This window comes from Yersinia sp. J1, assembly GCF_050586585.1.
GTDB lineage: Bacteria > Pseudomonadota > Gammaproteobacteria > Enterobacterales > Enterobacteriaceae > Yersinia > Yersinia entomophaga.
On the sequence record NZ_JBOBDP010000001.1, the window covers coordinates 91,378 to 109,439 of the forward strand.

An 18,062-nucleotide genomic window follows, 5' to 3' on the forward strand; every position below is an offset into this window, starting at 1 on the left:
TGAGGAATATTAGTGATAAATCACTGCGGTGCCGTGCATCAGGTTGTTACCGGTTGCAGAAGTAATGGTGAAGGCTTTAGCGCCAGCAGCATCAGCTTTTTCAGCTAACTGTGCTTTCAGGCTGCTCAGGTCAGTTGCGCCGCTAACGGAAATGACGCCTGCTTTCTGGTACTGAGCCGCGTCCTGTCTATTAACGTGTTCAGCGGCAACGCTGGCAAATGAAAGGGTAGTTAGAGCGAGAACTGCAACAAAGTTTTTGATGTTTTTCATGATGTAATCCTATCCGATTTCGTTAGAGTGAAAGGGCGTTTCCTTTCGATAGAAGCTATGTTACGCCTCTGTGATATTTATGAAACCGGATAGAATTGAGAATCTAATTCAATTTTTATGAACAAAAACTAACGTGCGGCGACCCCCTGCGGACGCAGCATATCAAAGCGCTGCTCTTCGGTGACGCCATAATAAGCACTCGGCCCGCCTCCTCGCAGAATAGGCTGCGCCGCCGTGGTCAGATAGGTGCCGTTACTGTCTAGCAATTGACGATTAATATGCACCGCAATCACTTCTCCTAGCACCAGCCAGCTATTGGTATTGCTGCCGTCGGCGGCCTTTAACTGAATGCATTGCGTGAGTTTACATTCAAAGTTCACCGGACTTTCCGCGACGCGATCTACGGCGATTAACCGGCTGGGTTGCGGCGTTAAACCGGCAAACTGGAATTCATCCTGCTCCCGCGAGAGCGGGGCGGAGCTGTTATTCATCGCCTCTGCTAACTGGCGGGTGGCCAGATTCCAGACGAACTCGCCGGTTTCCACAATATTAGCCACGCTGTCTTTCCAACCGTTGCTGGAAAAACCGATGATAGGTGGCGTATAGCTAAAGCAGTTAAAAAAGCTGTAAGGAGCCAGATTACGCTGGCCTTTGGCGCTAACAGAGGAAATCCAGCCGATAGGTCGTGGGCCGATAATGGCGTTTAATGGGTCGTGGGGCAGGCCGTGGCCGCTGGCGGGCTCATAATAGTAATCGTCTTCGGTACTCATAACATCCCTACATCAGGTTTATCATAAGAAGTCAGCTTAGTGGCTAAACGGAATTTCGCGCACTCTCGCTGGAAAATTAACAGGTTATTGGCGGCCTGTTTTGTCACTCGCCCGTTTTAAGGCGATTTATGCTATCTTACGCGCCAGAAAATGCCTATCAGAGACTGAAGACGATGGAAAACAAAAAAATCTTTCCCAAAGAAAAAAGCGGATTACATCCCCGAAATCGCCATCGTTCCCGCTACGATTTTGATGCGCTTTCAGCCAGTTGCCCTGAATTAAGCGCATTTTTGGCTCCGAACGCTTACGGTGATATTTCCGTGGATTTTGCCGATCCCGCGGCGGTAAAAATGTTAAACCGGGCGCTGTTAAAACATTTCTACGGCATTGAATTCTGGGATATTCCTGCAGATTATCTTTGCCCACCGATTCCAGGGCGTGCAGATTATCTGCATCATTTGGCCGATTTGTTGGCTAGCTGCAATGGCGGCGTGATTCCTCAGGGGAAAAGCGTGGCGGTATTAGATGTCGGCGTGGGGGCCAACTGTATTTATCCAATTATCGGTCAGCGTGAGTACGGCTGGCGCTTTACCGGTACGGAAATCGATCCGCATGCGCTGAACGCGGCGAAAATGGTGGTATCGATGAACCCGACCCTGAGAAATACGCTACGTCTGAAATTGCAAAAGCAGCCTCAAGCTATCTTCGAAGGCGTTTGGGCAGTTAACGAACGTTATGACGTCACCCTGTGTAACCCTCCGTTCCACGGTTCTGCGGAAGAAGCTGCGGCGACAACTCGCCGTAAATTGCACAAATTGGGCAAAGGTGAAGTGGCGGCTAAGCCGGTGCAGAACTTTGGCGGCAAGAATAGCGAACTGTGGTGCGAGGGCGGCGAAGAGGGTTTTGTCACTCGCATGGTGCAAGAAAGCGTCGCGAGGGGCAATAATTGCCTGTGGTTCACTTCATTGGTATCGAAAAAAACCAGCCTACCAGCGATTTATCACGCTTTACGCTACGCTAAGGCGGTAGAGGTTCGCACTATTGATATGGCGCAAGGGCAAAAAGTCAGCCGTTTTGTGGCCTGGACATTTCAGACTGAAGAGCAACAGGCGGCCTGGGTGGCTGAACGCTGGTAACGTAGCCTGCTATTCGGTTGAATATAATTGGTTGAAAGTATTGATTAAAAGTATTAAATCAACTCTTGGCTCGGCGGCAACGGTAGCGTTATCTGCCAAATGTTGTCGGGCCCTATTTTATTTCTGCGATCTCCCACTTTTTGCTTTATTCACCCGCCTTTCCAGCCATTTCATCAAAAGTAATCACAGTTTTTATCCGGTTATTGTGTCGAGCAGTTAACAATATCATTACTTTGTTCTACGCTTAGAGGATAAATACCCGACGGGCAATATAGCCTGCTAATAATCATACAAATTACAAAATTTTTCGTTGTGACTTTCTCTGATTTTACAGCAATGTCTCATTCTCCCAGGGTGAAGACTAAAGCTTGCGGAGGACATTTTTAATGTTCTTCGGGCTTTGGCATGTTTTTTGTAAAAAGGCATGTTGATAAAGATAAGGCCTCGGCTTATTCATTATTCGCCATAAGGACTCTCAGCTATGTTCTTAAATTTACGATCTTCTCATGCGCCCTGGCGTTCCGAATTAACCTCGATAGATAGCGCAGTACCGATGATTATATTTAAGCCAGATGGGACGGTAATACAGGCAAATCAGTTATTTCTACAGGCAATGGGATATCAGCGTGAAGAGATAATAGGCAAGCATCATCGAATATTTTGCGATCCCAATTATGTCGCAAGCGAAGCCTATCAACGCCACTGGCAGATATTAAATCAGGGAAAGCCGATCACCGATAATATTAAACGTATTCGCAAAGATGGCTCGGTGGTCTGGTTGCAGGGGACTTACACGCCAGTGCTGGATAGGCAGGGGAAAGTGGTGGAGATAATCAAGATTGCCAGCGATGTCACCGAGCGAATTTTACAGTCTCAAGAGCACCAAAGTCTGCTAAAAGCCCTAAATCGTTCAATGGGCATGATAACTTTCACGCCCGCAGGCATTATTCTGGATGCCAACGATAATCTATTAAATATCATCGGTTACTCTCTTCGGGATATTCAGCATAAACCCCATCAGATTCTCTGTAAGCCTGAGTTTGCCCATAGCGACGAATATCGCCAGCATTGGCAGCGTTTGGCGCGTGGCGAATTTATTGTCGGCCGCTTTGAACGTATGAATAGCCGTGGAGAAGATGTCTGGCTGGAGGCCAGCTATAACCCGATTATGGATCACGATGGGCAGGTGATAAAGGTGGTTAAAATTGCTCAGGATATTACTCAACTGATTCAACAGCAGCAGCATGAAGAAGCGCTGATGCGCAACGTACATCATCTTTCAGTCAATACCGATAAGTCAGCGTCCGAAGGGGCAAATATTGTCCAGCAGGCGGTAAAAGGCATGCTGGAAGTGGAATCCATTGCCCGCGAAACTTCGGACGTAGTCAGCGACTTAGGGCGCTGTTCCAAGGAGATCGGCACCATTGTAGAGTCCATTCGTAAGATATCCTCTCAAACTAATTTGCTGGCGATTAATGCTTCCATTGAGGCTGCCCATGCGGGAGAGCATGGCAAAGGATTTTCCGTGGTGGCCAGTGAGGTGCGTTTGCTAGCGGATCAATCTCGTCAAGCTGCCACTGAAATCGAACATATGACCAAAACGATTCAGAACGGAGTGACCGCGGCGATTAAAGGTATGGGAACCTGCGTGGAACAAGCTGGCGGCGGCGTGGCGCTCACTCAGGATGCGGGGGAAGTGATTAATCAGGTCAATATTGGTATGCAGGATGTGGTGAAGCTGATGGCGGCGTTCGCGCAGATAAAAAACCGGCAAAGTTATAGCGGTAGTTAATTGAGAAAAATTAATAGCGTAAACGTTAATGCGATAAACGGGGATAAGAAATCGTGAAATACCCAGCGGGAGCCAGTAGCCGCCCGCTGGGTAGGGTTATCAGGAAACGTGCTGCAAGAACTCACGTAGCCTGTCGCTTGGCGGATTGGAGATCAACGTATCAGGATCGCCATCCTCAGCCACGCGGCCTTTATCAATAAAGATCAGGCGTGAGGCCACTTTCTGTGCAAAGCCCACTTCGTGGGTGACGATGACCATGGTCATGCCTTCTTCGGCCAAATCTTTCATTACGGTCAACACTTCATGACGTAATTCCGGATCCAGCGCCGAGGTTGGCTCATCAAACAGCATCAGTTTGGGCTTAACCGCCAGCGCGCGGGCGATAGCCACACGCTGTTGCTGGCCGCCAGACAGTTCGGCTGGGTAATGGTGCGCCCTCTCGGACAACCCTACTTTTGCCAACAGGGCTCGCGCCTGTTTTTCTGCTTCAGCCTTACTGGCTCCACGCACCCGAATCGGGCCAAAAGCCACGTTTTCCAGCGCGGTTAAGTGAGGGAACAGATAAAACTGCTGGAACACCATTCCGGCTTCCTGACGAATCAGACGCTCATCGACTTTGGGGTCGTTAACATCCAAACCATCGACAATCAGTTGGCCTTTTGTGATGACTTCCAGCTTGTTGATGCAGCGCAGCAACGTGGATTTACCTGAGCCTGATGGCCCGATAATCACCACCACTTCTCCCTTGGTGATATTCAAATTGATATCGTGCAGCACCTGGGTTTGGCCAAAGTGTTTGGAGACATTCTTGAATTCAATCATATTATTTTCAGTTTTCTTTCTAACCGACGCAGGACAAAGCTCAGCGCCAGCGTGATAATCAGGTAAATCACCGCAACAGCCGTCCAGATTTCCATGGCGCGGAAATTACCGGCGATAATCTCCTGACCCTGGCGAGTCAGTTCGGCTACACCGATCACGATAAACAGTGAGGTGTCCTTGATGCTAACAATCCATTGGTTGCCCAGCGGTGGCAACATGCGACGCAATGCCAGAGGGGCAATAACGTAACGCAGGGTATCGCGTTTGGATAAACCCAGAGCCAAACCGGCTTCACGGAAACCATTGTGGATTGACAGCACTGCACCGCGGGTAATTTCCGCGATATAGGCGCCGGAGTTGATAATGATGGTGACTACCGCCGCCGAGAAAGGATCGATGCGTACCGGCATCATCATTGGCAAAGCAAAATAGATAAACATCACCTGTACAACGATAGGTGTACCGCGAATCAACTCAATAAAAACTAATGCAATATTTCTACTTAACCAACCACCGTAAGCACGGGCAAAACCGGCTACAACCCCAATTATCAGGCCGCCAAGTAAACCCAGGACCGAGATCCATAGGGTTAACTTAGCGCCTTCAAGCAGGATTGGTATGGCGGGCCAAATAGCGCTCCATTCAAACTGCATGGATATTCTCCTGGTCTAAAAACGGCAAAAATTAATTACTTAGGTTCAACACCAAACCATTTTTTATAGATTTCGTTGTAAGTGCCGTTCTCTTTCAATGTTTTCAGTGCAGCATTTACCTTCACACGCAATTCGCTGCCCTGTGGGAAGGCGATACCGTATTGCTGAGCTTTGATGGAATCACCCACCGCTTTAAACTGGCCATTGCCGGCAGTTTTAATGAAATAAAGGATGTTTGGCGTGTCATGCAAAACTGCATCCGCGCGGCCAGTACCTAATTCCAGGTAGGCGTTGTCAATGTTAGGGAACTGACGCAGATCTTTGGTTTTGATGTTGGCTTTCGCGTAATCAACAGAGCCGGTGCCGCTTTTCACTGCAACAACTTTGCCTTTCAGGTCGGCTTCGCCTTTGATGTCATTATTGGTGGTTTTTACCATGACCAGCAGGCCACTGTTGTAATAACCATCAGAGAAATCAACGGCTTTTTTGCGCTCGTCCGTAATGGTGATACCGGCTAGTGCCAAATCAACGTTCTTGGTTTGCAAAGCAGGAATGATGCCGCTGAAATCCATGGGTTTCAGCTCATAATCCAGATTCAGCTCTTTGGCAATGGCGGCCCAAAGGTCAACATCAAAACCAACGTATTTATCCCCTTGTTTAAATTCGAAAGGAACGAAAGCGGTATCCGTGGCAACAATCAGTTTGTCCGCTGCGTGAGAACTTATTGCAAAGGCCAGAGTGATTGCGGCCAATGAAACTTTTACAAGTGACTTCATATGTGGGAGTTCCTTTGTACTTTGAGTGGAGGAGATCCGTTTTTTTATAATTCAGGGAGCAATATGAAAAGATCGTGCCAAAATTGCAAGTCTTTTAAAAATAAAGCAATTAATCTAAATAATTAGGTTGCAACTACTTAGTTACTGTATTTTGCACTGCTATGGGTCACCACAATGGTGCGTTTTTACCATTTTGGTGCAATCTCTCCATGAGTAACCCATCAGTAACTAATTAGTCAATAATTAATGATTATAGTTTAACAGTTAAATAACAAAATGCGGGTGAGTTCAGGTTTTTTATACGCAAAAAATAATGATCGACATTTATTGATGATAGAAATAACGAAGGGTTAAACAGTCGGTATAAGCGAGTGAGTATGAGAGAGTATAAGAGAAGAAAGAGAAGTTAGCGTAACTGGCTGTCTTTACTGCCCCGGCGGTTATAGCCAGCGTGATCAGCCTGTTGTTTATCGAGGATTTTTTGACAATTGATACAATATCGAACGCCGGTTAGCGCTTTTCTACGCGCCTCAGGAATTTTTTCACCACATTCCAGGCAGTAACAAGCACTCTCGCCCTTACCCAGCGCCTGACGTGCCCGCTGAACCGCATCGTCAAGGGTGGAATCAATCTGGTCTTGCACTGCGCCGTCTCCGGCCCATCCGCTTGCCATCGTCAGTGTCCTCCGAAAAGCATAAGGGCCAGCTAAGCCGACCCTCCATAGTGTTTCATCTAACAATTATTAATTAAATTATTCGATATTGGCTTCGATAAACCACAGGAACTGATCCAGATCGCGAGAGGCGGCGGTAAACATATCCGCAGTGTCTTCGTCTTCGACCTGAGTAATCGCCTTACGAATATCATTCGCTACCACCGCATAGCGGTCGGCCAGCGCTTTCAGATGCTCTTGCACGCTATGAATATTAGTCGGATAGCTTTTCAACGGTGATTTATCGTTGACGACTTGGACTGTTCCCAGCGCTACGCCACCGAGTTGCACCGCGCGCTCTGCAAAGGTATCCAGGTGCCCGGTAATGGCGGTACGGAAGCCATCCAGCATTTCATGAACGGCAATAAAATTGGCGCCGCGCATGTTCCAGTGAGCCTGTTTGGTGATCAATGACAGATCGATAAATTGAATCAGCATGTGGTTCAGCGCTTTGATTGCGCCAATTTTTACGCTTTCATCCAAATCATTACGGGTGTAAAGCAGGTCAGAAGATTTCGTTTTTACCAGTTTAGCGGTACTCATAATAGGTATCCTCATGCTGTATTGGTTATTAATTTCTTTACCGGATCAAGTATAGCAGGGTTATATAATTTCGTTGCTCCAATACGGCCTATCAATTAAATTGGTTATAACGTCAGATAATTAGTCATAGACCATGACTGAATAAGTTTTTGGTAACGTTATGATTTAAAATAAATTAGCTGAAGCATTTATTCATCTGTGCTCACGGGCCTATTTGTTTTTGGATAAATTCAGTTATTTAACCTGCGCGAAACAATAAGATGTCCATATTTACATGACTGCGGCCTTTAATTCCTGCTCACTAAGATAAAGATAATTATTTATGAAATAAAGCTATTGTAATAATAGGCTCAAACAAGGGGTAATTGAGAGGTTTTCTGGGTTATAAATCAGAGCAATATACGGGCTGATATTCATCGGGAGTAAGCAAATGAATACCTCGCTGATAGCGGCAGGGTTATTCTATCTGCAAGGAAGAAAAACACTTCAGGCCGTTTGAGCGATGATAAACAGGCGAGGGAAAGCCAGCAGCAGGTTGCCATTGCTGTGTACCGGATAGGCCGCCGTGATTTTTAGCAGATAAGCTTGCAAGAAATCTTGCCGATCGGTTTCATTCAAAGGGTCAATAAAAGGACGTAAGCCGGTGGATCGTACCCAGTCAACGATCGCCTGAGCCGAAGGCATCGGGTGGAAATAGCGAGTTCGCCAGATATCCACGCGTTGAGCAAGAGGAGCCAGCAGATCGTAATATTCGCTGGCAGACAAAATTTTAACGCGTTCAGCGTTACTTGCCGCTAATTGTTGTTGCCAGCGGCCTTCAGCGGCGACTTCTCGCATGGCACAGTGGCTGTGTTCGTCACGGTTATCGGGCATTTGGATTGCCAGAATACCCTGCGGGGCCAAATGGCTCATCAATTGAGGAATCAAAAGGCGATGATTTTCTAACCATTGCAGGGAGGCGTTGGCGTAAATCACATTTTGCGGCTGAGGAGGTTGCCAATGCTGAATGTCCGCAGGTTGAAATTTACAGTCTGGCAGCCGCTTTTGCGCGCTTTCCAGCATTGCTTGAGAATTATCGATTCCCACCAGATGGGCGTGAGGAAAACGCTGGCGCAGTAATTCGGTGGAATTACCCGGCCCACAGCCTAAATCGCTGACAAAATCGGGCGTATTGATTGCCACGCGAGCCAGTAAATCTGTCGCCGGTCGGGTGCGCTCCGCTTCAAACTGGCGGTACAAATCAGGATTCCAGTCTTTCATCCTAAAACCTCATTGTTGCTGGCTGAAGAGCTAAGCGCCGACATTAAATATTTTGTAATGGCCCGCTGTACAGTACCGCTCCGGTAGGTTGCCCGGTTGGAGAACCGCCGTGAGGTTCCAGACTGATTGCCATCACGTTGCCTTTGGTTAACGCAACTTTATTGAAAGCGACCTGTGTCGGCCCGCTAGCATTTAACAAGCCGAGAGAGTGAGGTTTTTCGCCTGCCGCAATACTCCACAGTTCAAGGCTATGCTGCTCGCCGATCGGTACTGTGCTTAATGGAGTTAACGTCAGGCTGCGGGTAGATTTATCCATGCTGACAATCCATTGACCGCTTTGCTCGCTGCTGGCCAGAACCGCCACCGGAATGGGGGCTTCAGGCTGCACCAGCAGGCGGGGGACCAGCAAGAGTGCAGCTAAACAGACTGCGATCGCCCAGCCGAGATATGCGCCACTTGCGCGGCGTATTGAGGAAGTCTCTGCTTTTTCGGGGGGAGGCAATTGGAGCTGGAGTTTTTTCCAAATCCAGGCCGGCGGTGTCACGGGCTGTAAGCTATTGTCCATTTGGCTAAACAGGTTTTGCCAGCGAGACACTTCTTCTGCCAGTTCGGGATTCCGTAGGATTTGTCGCTCAAATTGAATTCGAGCCAGCCCGCGCAGAGTGCCCAGCGCATATTCTGCGGCCAGTGCTGATTGATATTCGCGTCTGTTTTTCATATTCCTACGCAGCTCTTTAAGTGCTCCAGCGCGCGGCGGATCCAGCTTTTCACCGTGCCAAGAGGCTGTTGTAAGTGTTCTGAGACCTCGCTGTGAGAAAGTCCCTGATAATAAGCCAGCATAATACTTTGCCGCTGTTCAGCGGGGAGATATGCCATGCAATGCTCCAACCGCTTGGCTTCGGAACTTTGCTGTAGCTGAGAGACCGGCGAGGGCGCGTCATCAGCTAGGTTATCGGCCTCGTCTTCATCCCATCCCTGCAAACGGTTATCATTACCGCGCATCAAATCTATTGCCCGATTACGGACAATATGTGTGAGCCAGGTAAGGGGAGAACTGAGGCTGGGATTGTAATTAATCGCCTGACTGAGCACGGTAATAAAGCAATCGTGCAATACCTCTTCGGCTCGGGCATGGTTACGTAACATACGTAAGGCAACGGCGAAAAGACGTGGGGAAGTTAACCGGTATAATCGTTCAAATGCCGCTTGGTCGCCTTTGCCAATCGCTTCCAGCAGTTCAATTTGTTCAGCCAAAGACGCTTCATTCATTTGTAATCCCTAAAAGCAAGGTGCAGTGAGACACTGCACCCAGTATAGACCGCTTTTATTTAGGCATTAGAACTGTGTCAATGACATCTATCACACCATTTTTCTGATTCACATCATAAGTGCTGATATTGGCCAGATTGCCTTTGGCATCTTTAATCTGGATATTATGAGGCCCATTATTCATAAACCACAGAGGCTGACCGTTGACGGTTTTCAGCTCGGCGGTACCGCCACCCTCTTTAATTTTTTTCTCAAGCTGTTTCATATCATATTTGCCGGCTACCACGTGATAAGTCAGAATTTGGGTCAGCACGGCTTTATTTTCCGGTTTGACCAGATTCTCAACGGTTCCGGCTGGTAATTTAGCAAACGCAGCATCGGTTGGCGCAAACACGGTAAAGGGTCCTGTACCTTGTAGGGTATCCACCAGACCGGCAGCTTTAACGGCGGCCACCAAAGTTGTGTGATCTTTAGAATTCACGGCATTCTCAATAATGTTTTTACTCGGGAGCATTGCGGCTCCCCCCACCATCACGGTGTCGGACATCGCTGCTGCCATAGATACACTGCTGAATACTAAAGAGGCACAGATCGCGGTACGGATAAGCGTTTTCATAATGTTAATCCTTATTAGTATGGAAGAGGTGAGTCTTGCCTCACATCTACCTATACGAATCAGCCTGCCGTTTTGGATGCCAAAAGAAGTGAATATAATTAATAAAAAACGCTAGTCCTTATAAAACAAGGCATAGCGTGATGAATAAGTCTTGCCTAAACGGTGTTAAATCTGAGCGGTTGGCACCGGATGCAGAAAACGGTGCATGATGTAAGCATCTACGTAACCCTGTTTCGGGTGTTTAAACGCCTGCGGCAGGGTTGCAATAATGCCGAAGCCCAGTTTTTGCCAAAGGCTGACCGCCAGAGTATTGGTGCTGACGACAAAATTGAACTGAATTGCCCGGTAACCTAGGCGCTGAGCTTGTTCAATGCAGTGCAGCCCCAGCTGTTTGCCAATGCCTAAACCTCTGACGCTGGCATCGACCATAAAAGAGGCGTTGGCAACGTGACAACCTAATCCTCGTTGGTTATCAATCAGCTTATACATCCCGACGATTTTATCTTCATGCAGCGCGACCCAGCAGCGCACGCCGTCACCAAACCAATATTCGTAAGCGACCCGTTCTGGCGTGTCTGCGGTGAAAACGTAGGTGTCTTCACTGGCGATAACCGCCTGAAAAAGTGGCCAGATTGCGGTGAAATCTTCAGGTGTTGCCGGTCTTATTTCCATGCCATCGCTCTCATATTGATTAAGTCAGTTCTTCAATCTTGGGTTTGGCTTTAATCGTTAAAGTTGCACCAATAGAGGCGGCAATAATACAGCCCAGCGCTGACCATTGTATCAATGTCAGATATTCATTCAGGAAAATTAGGCCAGAAACGGCTGCCAAAGCTGGTTCCAGACTCATTAATGTGCCGAAGGTACGGGCCGGAAGTCGGGTTAACGCCACCATTTCCAGTGAGTAAGGCAAGGCGGTAGAGAGAATGGCGACGGCCAGAGCAATAGGCAAAATAGCGGGAGAAAACAGCGCCATACCGTTATAGGCTACGCCAATCGGGCAGAAAACCAGCGCGGCGATCAGGGAACCAATAGCTACGGTACCCGGCCCGTGGTTGCCCCCAGCTTTTTGGCCGGAAATAATATAAATCGCCCAGCAGGCACCGGCGCCCAAGGCGCAGGCGGCACCGAACAGATCGATACTGTCTACGCTTTTGCCCAGCGGCAGTAAGAAGGCTAAACCTATTACGGCCAACCCAACCCACAGAAAATCGATGGGGCGGCGGGAAGAAAACATGGCAACGGCCAGCGGGCCGGTGAATTCAAGAGCCACGGCAATACCCAACGGAACAGTTTTCAAAGACAGGTAGAACAGAAAATTCATTCCGCCGAGCGCCAGGCCGTAAACCAGCAACGGCATGCGGCTACCGGCTGTAAAGCGCATCCGCCAGGGCTTAAAAATCACAAATAGAATAAGCGTACCAATCCCCAGCCGTAGGGAGGTAATGCCCTGCGCGCCGACTAGCGGGAACAGACTTTTTGCCAATGAAGCGCCGCTCTGGATCGAGATCATGGCTATAACCAGCAGGAAAACGGGCAGCAGGGGGAGCGATAATTTGGACTGAGAGGACAGCGACATCCGTTAGAGCCTCGGAAAAAGAGTGAATAATCAGATTTTTGCCAGTGTAAATGAAATGCTGCCGATGTATCTAATAATTCGCAAAAGTAGCGGATCAGAGACGGGAAAAAAGAGAAATAATTTAATCTTGAGTGTTTTTTATGCGTTTTGCGGCTATCTTTTAGACGGCAAACTAAGAATTGTCTGGAATAGCGTTAAGTGAGGAACTTCACAATTTCGACAAAAATTCGGGAAAAGGCGTATACTTTTAGCGAGTTACACTGTTCTTGAAATGATTTGTTACACCATATAAAAGTTTAGACAACGATTCAGGTGCAGAGTTTCTACCTAAGTTTTGTTATATTTTAATGGTGTTTTTGTTTAATTGAAAATAATTTGCGTCTTGAGGTGGTTATGAAAAAAATTGCATGTCTTTCAGCAGTAGCAGCTTGTGTATTGGCAGTGAGCGCAGGTAGTGCATTTGCAGGCCAGAGTACCGTTACTGGCGGTTACGCTCAGAGCGATTACCAAGGTGTTGCTAACAAGGCTTCAGGTTTCAACCTGAAATACCGCTACGAGTGGTCCGATTCCCAACTGGGCGCTATCGGTTCTTTCACTCACACTGAAAAAAGTTCTTTCGGTGACAGCAGCAGCGTTTACAACAAAGCACAGTACAACGCAATCACTGCGGGTCCTGCTTACCGTATCAACGATTGGGCTAGCGTTTATGGCGTAGTTGGTGTGGGCTATGGTCGTTTCACTGCAAACGGCGCGGGTAACCCAGAAGCTAAATCGGGTTCAAGCGATTACGGCGTAGCATACGGTGCTGGTGTTCAATTGAACCCAATGCAGAACGTAGCGCTGGACTTCTCTTACGAGCAGAGCCGCATCCGTAGCGTTGACGTTGGTACCTGGATCGCTGGCGTTGGTTACACTTTCTAAGAGTAATCAGCCGGTTTAGTATTGGTTCTTACGAACTAAATGCGAAATCCAATAAAAATCCGCCTTTGGGCGGATTTTTTATGCTCCGAGTATTATCAGATACAAAATTATGCAGATAGCAGCCTTTATGGAAGCGCATTTTCCAATTTATAGCTAGATAATTATTTTTTTGGTAAATATTAAAATTTATTTATACTGTTTAATTCTTGTAAAGAAAGAATTAACCATTTTTATTCAACGGATATATTCCCTCGCCCTAAGTAAAAGTATTTAATTATATTAATTACAAAAAGTTGACTGATATTAATTGTTGGAACGCAGACGTTCTGGTCTGACAAGGTTATTCATTATTGATGTGAATAAATAATTACATTATCATTTTCCATGTCATTTAATTAATCACATGGAATCGTTAATGAAAGGAATCGGAGCGTTATTACTCAGCTTATTATTAACCGGATGTGGCGGGACTTGGTTCCCGGAAGGCCATTATAGTGAATCTCGTGAACCGAAATTTCGACTTCACGGTGATGAGCGCACAGGTGCAGAACGTATGGCGGATTGTCATCGCACTAAGAGCTGTCGCGGTGATGAGTGGCGCCAACCTAACCCGGATTATGTCGGCCTTAGCGTGACTTACTGATAAACCTGCGTCATCTAGTCTCATTGAATATCATTAATGATGGATAATATTTTAGTCACCGTTATTGATATTCAACGTTAACCATCCCGCGTTCTTGCCGTGCTTAAATAAGACTGACTACGCTGTGTTATATGGAAATTTTCAAATTAATTTACGATGTGGAATGCGTAAATCGACCGCACCAATTCAACAGATTTTGCGATATTCAATATAGCGAAGCTGTTCGCGCTTCTGCCAGTGGGTTTATATTCTAGCCGTTTACCCTGGCATTTCTCTCAATTAAAACCACCTTCGCCGAGTGACATTATCCGGAGCCAGTGACGCTGACTCCGGGAGATTGAATAACTTAATAATTGCTGGCAGCTTCTTCTATTAGTGCGATGATTTCATTGGGATGAGAGGCTAGAGACGCATGGCTGGAGTCCAGCCGAATGGTTTTTTTCGGTTTCATGCGTTCGGTAAACCATTGTTGGGTTTCCGGCGGAATCATATGGTCCTGATTGGATATTTGATACCAGCTTGGCTTAGTCTTCCACGCGGGTTCCGTTGAAGTGTCGGAGAAGCATTTTCCTGAGGTCGGCTTTTGTGCAGCAGCCATGACAACGGCTTCGGTTTTGTCCAAATCCTGACAGAAACTTTCATGGAACTTATCGTATTTTATCCATAAAAAGTCGTCCTGATCCGGAAACAGATTAGCGGCTCCGGAAGGTAAATCGCGCAGTTGGAAAATACTGCCGAGACTTTCGCCTTTATCCGGTGCAAAAGCGGCGACGTAAACCAGTCCTACTAGATTAGGTAAATGTCCAAGCTGAGAAATAACCATGCCACCGTAGGAGTGACCGACCAGAATGGTCGGGCCCTGGAGCGAGGTGGCCAATTTTTCGGTGCGTTCCACATCGTCGGCCAGAGAGGTCAGCGGGTTTTGTACCGCGTACACCGGATAGCCTTTATTATGTAAAGTCGGAATAATATGACGCCAGTGCGAACCATCGCCCCAGGCACCGTGTACCAACAAGATATTCGGTTTTGTCGTCATGTTGTGTCCCATTATCAGAGTGCACTATAAAGTATGATAATCCGCGGCCCCTTGCCGCAATACCACACATCCATCAAAAGTATAGTTTAGATATGTGACTAATTGATGAGGCAGGGCAAACTCGCGCATCGGTTTTAGCAATCTCATAACTCAATAAATTCGACTTACGAGCATTTAAAATCAAACGACTAGCATTGAAAACCCAGTCGAAAGATAAATAATAATAATTATAAAACAATAATTTAACCTGTGGGTTAATTCTTAATTTAATTATCTTATTGATTTGTAATTATTCAATGTTGTGACAAACTATAAGATATAAATTATTAAAAACTTTATTAATTGTGCTGGTTTCCTGACTATTCATTAATATAAAACAATAGGTTGAGCCACCATGACTGCGCTAGCACACCCCGTTATCCCTCAGACCCAGGATACCCGACTCGAGCAGCAGATACTTCGACGCTCTATTTTCTGCACTTTGATTATTGCGGGGATGGGGATTGGTTTTGGTATTTTATGTGGGTCGATCTCGATTATTTTTGACGGCATGTTTTCGGCGTTAGATGCCGGTATGTGCAGTTTATCTCTACTGGTGTCACGTTTATTAGGACAGCCGAATAGCCGCCGTTTTCAATACGGCTTCTGGCATGTTGAACCCTTGGTACTGGCATTTAACGGCAGCCTATTAGCCTTTCTATGTCTTTACGCCTTTGTAAATGCTATCAAAGGCATTACAGAGGGGGGCAGGGAGCTGGAATTAGGCTGGGCCATTGCGTATGCGTTAGCGGTCAGTATTTTCTGTTTTACCATTTTCCTGAAGCAGCGCCGGTTAAATAAACAGGTGAAATCAGAGCTGATTGCGTTGGATACCAAAAGCTGGCTGATGTCTGCCTGCATCAGTTCTGCGCTACTGGTGGCTTTTCTGCTGTCCTGGAGTTTGGAAGGCACCGCCTATGAGTATCTGATTGTTTATACCGATCCGGCGGTGTTGGCATTGTTAACTTTGATTTTGATTCCGGTGCCAATTAAAACTGTCATATCCGCCGTGCGCGAAGTACTACAAATGACGCCGGATACGCTTGATGCTTCTATCGAACGTATTATGGAACGCTTAATTCTGGAATACGGTTTCCTGGATTATTCCCATTATGCAACAAGGGTCGGCCGAGGTTTATTTATTGAAATTCATGTGGTTATTCCGGAATCTATGGAAAATGATGGCGTACGGCGTTTTGATAAAATCCGCGATGAGATAGCTTTGGCGATTGGAGACCCCGGACCGCATCGCTGGCTGACAATTTCATTTACCCGCGATTCTAAATGGCTGTAATTATTGTTTAGCCTTCAGGCGTTCTCCCCAAAATATCAACGAATGAAGAGGCTTTATTCTGTCGCACTATCTACGGGGGAATGGTTCTGCCAGATTCTATTATTATCCCGCCATTGGATATACATCGGTGAATTACGCTCGATTCCCGCAATCAATTTATATTAAAGATTATCTGATGGCGCTGTATTGCTGTTTTTTTCTAAATATTTCTTAAACAACTGGCGAAAGCTGAGAACTTTTCAAAAAAGGCGTGCTTTAATCCCTGCGCAATAAAAATGCAGTATCTCGTTTGGCGAGGCTCCTATACAAACACAGGTTACTGATCTGACGACATCGAGAGATGCCCAAGGTTAAGACAGGCTTTATCGGATTAAGGTTTAGCCCAAAGTAACTTCTGATGACTCTATCAGATACGTTGTATAGTGCTAAAACCTGGACGCGGAGATAGGCAGTCTGCACTCCCTCTTTGGTTACCGCCCCTATGCGATCACTGTTGAAGTCTTAACAGATATAGGGACAATCATGATTAACTCACTATCACACAATAATGCTCAGCTCAACACCAACGCCGATGTCTGCGAAGATGCATCCGTCGCGGCTTATATGAGCGATAATTTTATTACTATTTCTGAAAAACTGACCGCTAAGGAAGCCTGTGACTATTTGCTTTCTCAGCTTCAGACGGATGAAATTCCTTCTCAATTATTTGTCACCAGCGATGATTATCACCTGTGCGGCGTGCTGTCGGTAAAGAAGTTACTGCAATCCATCGAACCGAACAGCCCGGTCGGCACCATGATGAACCAAACCTTTTTCCATGTTTCCCCTGACGATGAGCGTAATGATGTCGCGCATCTATTAAATAAAGGCGGCGTAGATGTGGTGCCAGTTTTGGTTAATCGGAATTTGGTTGGAGTATTGGGCGAAAAAGAAATTGCTCGTCTGATCGAAGATGAAAACACCGAAGATGCCCAGCGCCAGGGTGCCAGTTTGCCTTTGGATAAGCCTTATTTAAGTACCAGCCCGTGGGAATTATGGAAAAAGCGCTGTCCGTGGTTGCTGATGTTATTTGTGGCCGAAGCTTATACCGGTACGGTAATTAAAGCGTTTGAAGAACAGCTGGAAGCAGTTATTGCATTAGCATTCTTTATTCCATTGCTGATTGGTACCGGTGGTAACAGTGGAACGCAAATTACGTCTACTCTGATTCGCGCTATGGCATTAGGGGAAGTCAGTCTGCGTAATATCGGTAATGTGATCAAAAAAGAGGTCACGACCTCATTAATGATTGCTGTCACCATCGGTGGTGCTGCCTGGATTCGCGCGTGGATTATGGGCGTGGGAATGGACGTTACGTTAGTCGTTAGTCTGGCATTGGTCGCTATTACTATTTGGAGCGCCTTTGTTTCATCCATTATTCCGATGCTGCTCAAAAAAGCCGGAATAGATCCTGCGGTAGTTTCAGCGCCCTTTATCGCCACTTTTATTGATGGTACGGGGCTGATTATCTACTTCAAGATCGCGCAAGTTGTTTTGAATATATAACCAAAGAGTGGGTATGACGACGGAACGCTGCGCTTGTATATGAGTACAGAAATGGTCAATTTTCTGAGTACCAGTGCAGCGTTTTTAATAAAGATGTAGCCGCGGATAAATCAATTATTCGCGGCTAACGTAAAAAGGGATTGAGGAGGTGGTCATCGCAACATATTGTTTGGTAAAAATATTAAGGGGATTATTATAGATTAGATCAAACAAAGGTTTGTTATGAATAACATGACGGTATTTATGTGGTTTCTTGGAATTATCAGCGTATTGGGTTTTGTGGCCATTTATATGAGTGCGAAATGGGATGAATAACAGCAAAGGGTATGATTTTGCCTAGAAGCATCCTTCCTGCAAAAAATGTAGGATGTGCAGGAAGGATGAGC

General features: G+C 46.5%; 21 protein-coding genes and 1 riboswitch. Of the genes, 7 read left to right on the plus strand and 14 right to left on the minus strand.

Translation table 11 applies throughout. The annotated features are described in order from the left end of the window. Nucleotides 1–9: 9 nt before the first annotated feature. A complete protein-coding gene (gene bhsA / locus ACQ4OC_RS00405; RefSeq protein ID WP_064512674.1) occupies nucleotides 10–270 on the minus strand; it encodes a multiple stress resistance protein BhsA in 261 nt (86 codons plus the stop codon). Between the two features lie 128 nt (nucleotides 271–398). Continuing rightward, the gene (locus ACQ4OC_RS00410; RefSeq protein ID WP_064512675.1) at nucleotides 399–1,040 is read right to left on the minus strand and encodes a flavin reductase family protein; all 642 of its coding nucleotides are present in this window, start codon (nucleotides 1,038–1,040) and stop codon (nucleotides 399–401) included. A gap of 173 nt (nucleotides 1,041–1,213) precedes the next feature. Here ACQ4OC_RS00410 and rlmF point away from each other — a divergent pair, with 173 nt between their 5' ends. Beyond that, nucleotides 1,214–2,176, plus strand: a complete 963-nt coding sequence (gene rlmF / locus ACQ4OC_RS00415; RefSeq protein ID WP_179207934.1) for a 23S rRNA (adenine(1618)-N(6))-methyltransferase RlmF — start codon at nucleotides 1,214–1,216, stop codon at nucleotides 2,174–2,176. Nucleotides 2,177–2,657: 481 nt separating this feature from the next. Then, nucleotides 2,658–3,968, plus strand: a complete 1,311-nt coding sequence (locus ACQ4OC_RS00420; protein ID WP_120805953.1) for a methyl-accepting chemotaxis protein — start codon at nucleotides 2,658–2,660, stop codon at nucleotides 3,966–3,968. A gap of 99 nt (nucleotides 3,969–4,067) precedes the next feature. On the opposite strand, the gene glnQ is transcribed toward ACQ4OC_RS00420, so the two are convergent. From glnQ to rhtA, 11 genes are all read right to left on the minus strand, one after another. Beyond that, a complete protein-coding gene (gene glnQ / locus ACQ4OC_RS00425) occupies nucleotides 4,068–4,790 on the minus strand; it encodes a glutamine ABC transporter ATP-binding protein GlnQ (protein ID WP_064512679.1) in 723 nt (240 codons plus the stop codon). Further along, entirely contained in the window at nucleotides 4,787–5,443 is a 657-nt protein-coding gene (gene glnP, locus ACQ4OC_RS00430) for a glutamine ABC transporter permease GlnP (RefSeq protein ID WP_042528064.1), read from the minus strand. Before glnP ends, glnQ begins: the two co-directional genes overlap by 4 nt. A 35-nt stretch (nucleotides 5,444–5,478) precedes the next feature. Beyond that, entirely contained in the window at nucleotides 5,479–6,219 is a 741-nt protein-coding gene (glnH, locus tag ACQ4OC_RS00435) for a glutamine ABC transporter substrate-binding protein GlnH (protein WP_064512681.1), read from the minus strand. Nucleotides 6,220–6,625: 406 nt separating this feature from the next. Next, entirely contained in the window at nucleotides 6,626–6,892 is a 267-nt protein-coding gene (locus ACQ4OC_RS00440; protein ID WP_430970835.1) for a DksA/TraR family C4-type zinc finger protein, read from the minus strand. A gap of 78 nt (nucleotides 6,893–6,970) precedes the next feature. Next, the gene (gene dps, locus ACQ4OC_RS00445) at nucleotides 6,971–7,474 is read right to left on the minus strand and encodes a DNA starvation/stationary phase protection protein Dps (RefSeq protein WP_049596635.1); all 504 of its coding nucleotides are present in this window, start codon (nucleotides 7,472–7,474) and stop codon (nucleotides 6,971–6,973) included. A gap of 486 nt (nucleotides 7,475–7,960) precedes the next feature. After that, nucleotides 7,961–8,734 (minus strand): trans-aconitate 2-methyltransferase, encoded by a 774-nt coding sequence (tam, locus tag ACQ4OC_RS00450; RefSeq protein WP_064512685.1) that lies wholly within the window; start codon nucleotides 8,732–8,734, stop codon nucleotides 7,961–7,963. Nucleotides 8,735–8,777: 43 nt separating this feature from the next. After that, nucleotides 8,778–9,452: an anti-sigma factor gene (locus tag ACQ4OC_RS00455; protein ID WP_064512687.1), complete on the minus strand. Its 675-nt coding sequence runs from the start codon at nucleotides 9,450–9,452 to the stop codon at nucleotides 8,778–8,780. Continuing rightward, the gene (locus ACQ4OC_RS00460) at nucleotides 9,449–10,003 is read right to left on the minus strand and encodes a sigma-70 family RNA polymerase sigma factor (protein ID WP_064512689.1); all 555 of its coding nucleotides are present in this window, start codon (nucleotides 10,001–10,003) and stop codon (nucleotides 9,449–9,451) included. Before ACQ4OC_RS00460 ends, ACQ4OC_RS00455 begins: the two co-directional genes overlap by 4 nt. A 55-nt stretch (nucleotides 10,004–10,058) precedes the next feature. Beyond that, on the minus strand, nucleotides 10,059–10,619 hold the full coding sequence (locus ACQ4OC_RS00465; RefSeq protein WP_064512690.1) for a fasciclin domain-containing protein: 561 nt from the start codon (nucleotides 10,617–10,619) through the stop codon (nucleotides 10,059–10,061). Between the two features lie 165 nt (nucleotides 10,620–10,784). Further along, nucleotides 10,785–11,291: a GNAT family N-acetyltransferase gene (locus ACQ4OC_RS00470; protein WP_064512692.1), complete on the minus strand. Its 507-nt coding sequence runs from the start codon at nucleotides 11,289–11,291 to the stop codon at nucleotides 10,785–10,787. A 19-nt stretch (nucleotides 11,292–11,310) separates the two neighbouring features. Further along, nucleotides 11,311–12,198, minus strand: coding sequence for a threonine/homoserine exporter RhtA (gene rhtA / locus ACQ4OC_RS00475; protein WP_064512694.1), 888 nt, complete (start codon nucleotides 12,196–12,198; stop codon nucleotides 11,311–11,313). A 393-nt stretch (nucleotides 12,199–12,591) separates the two neighbouring features. On the opposite strand from rhtA, the gene ompX reads away from it, so the two are divergent. Next, nucleotides 12,592–13,119 carry an outer membrane protein OmpX gene (ompX, locus tag ACQ4OC_RS00480; protein ID WP_049596628.1) on the plus strand — a complete coding sequence of 176 codons (528 nt, stop codon included), beginning with the start codon at nucleotides 12,592–12,594 and terminating at the stop codon, nucleotides 13,117–13,119. Between the two features lie 415 nt (nucleotides 13,120–13,534). Beyond that, entirely contained in the window at nucleotides 13,535–13,762 is a 228-nt protein-coding gene (locus ACQ4OC_RS00485; protein WP_064512696.1) for a hypothetical protein, read from the plus strand. A 346-nt stretch (nucleotides 13,763–14,108) separates the two neighbouring features. On the opposite strand, the gene ACQ4OC_RS00490 is transcribed toward ACQ4OC_RS00485, so the two are convergent. Then, nucleotides 14,109–14,798 carry an alpha/beta hydrolase gene (locus tag ACQ4OC_RS00490; protein WP_064512698.1) on the minus strand — a complete coding sequence of 230 codons (690 nt, stop codon included), beginning with the start codon at nucleotides 14,796–14,798 and terminating at the stop codon, nucleotides 14,109–14,111. 394 nt (nucleotides 14,799–15,192) lie between these two features. On the opposite strand from ACQ4OC_RS00490, the gene ACQ4OC_RS00495 reads away from it, so the two are divergent. The 3 genes from ACQ4OC_RS00495 (at nucleotide 15,193) to mgtS (ending at nucleotide 17,991) form a co-directional block, all read left to right on the plus strand. Further along, nucleotides 15,193–16,131: a cation diffusion facilitator family transporter gene (locus ACQ4OC_RS00495; protein ID WP_064512700.1), complete on the plus strand. Its 939-nt coding sequence runs from the start codon at nucleotides 15,193–15,195 to the stop codon at nucleotides 16,129–16,131. Nucleotides 16,132–16,408: 277 nt separating this feature from the next. Further along, nucleotides 16,409–16,582: riboswitch (M-box (ykoK) riboswitch) on the plus strand. Nucleotides 16,583–16,653: 71 nt separating this feature from the next. Beyond that, complete coding sequence (locus ACQ4OC_RS00500) at nucleotides 16,654–17,676, plus strand: magnesium transporter (RefSeq protein WP_064512702.1); 1,023 nt, start codon at nucleotides 16,654–16,656, stop codon at nucleotides 17,674–17,676. A 231-nt stretch (nucleotides 17,677–17,907) separates the two neighbouring features. Next, complete coding sequence (gene mgtS / locus ACQ4OC_RS00505) at nucleotides 17,908–17,991, plus strand: protein MgtS (protein ID WP_338063273.1); 84 nt, start codon at nucleotides 17,908–17,910, stop codon at nucleotides 17,989–17,991. Nucleotides 17,992–18,062 lie beyond the last annotated feature (71 nt).